General features: G+C 44.5%; 1 protein-coding gene and 1 pseudogene. Both read left to right on the top strand.

Annotated features, from left to right (window positions below; translation table 11 throughout):
* Positions 1–78: 78 nt before the first annotated feature.
* Positions 79–669, top strand: a complete 591-nt coding sequence (gene slmA, locus R7040_RS25890; protein ID WP_005478760.1) for a nucleoid occlusion factor SlmA — start codon at positions 79–81, stop codon at positions 667–669.
* Positions 670–674: 5 nt separating this feature from the next.
* Positions 675–782, top strand: a pseudogene (locus R7040_RS25885) (lipid A biosynthesis lauroyl acyltransferase); the annotation flags it as partial.

Raw genomic sequence — 782 nt, 5'->3', positions numbered from 1 at the left:
CTCAGCAGTCTAGTGTGATGCGACTTAGCATCTTATAATCCCCTCCGCTCAACTTTGTATTTTGAAAGGAAGTAACTAATGGCCGGCAGTAAAAAATCCAATCGTCGTGAAGAGATCTTGCAAGCATTAGCACAAATGCTTGAATCTGCAGAAGGCGCTTCACGCATTACTACGGCAAAATTGGCAAAACAAGTCGGCGTCTCCGAAGCCGCGTTGTACCGTCATTTCCCAAGTAAAGCTCGCATGTTTGAAGGTTTGATTGAGTTCATCGAAGAAGCCTTGATGACTCGCATCAACCGCATTTTAGATGACGAGAAAGATACACTAGAGCGTATTCGTATGGTAATGCACCTGATTCTTGCATTTTCAGAACGTAACCCTGGCTTGACACGCATTCTGTCTGGTCATGCTTTAATGTTTGAAAACGAACGTCTACGTGAACGCATCAACCAGCTGTTTGAACGTATCGAAACCCAACTACGTCAGATTCTGCGTGAGCGTAAAATTCGTGAAGGTAAATCTTTCCCTGTAGAAGAGCGTATTCTTGCTGCGCAAATTCTTGGGCAAGTTGAAGGCAGCCTGAACCGTTTTGTGCGCAGCGATTTCAAGTACCAACCTACTGCAAACTTTGACGAGTATTGGGCACTACTCAGTGCACAAATTAAGTAGAGATTATGAGTAAAGACAAATACACGCAGCCCGAGTTTTCTCTTTCCCTTCTCCATCCTCGTAACTGGGGAGTTTGGCTTGGGTTTGGTCTACTGGCTATCATCGTCAATATT

Source organism: Vibrio sp. 1069, assembly GCF_033340555.1.
This window is presented reverse-complemented; position numbering and strand designations above follow the sequence as displayed.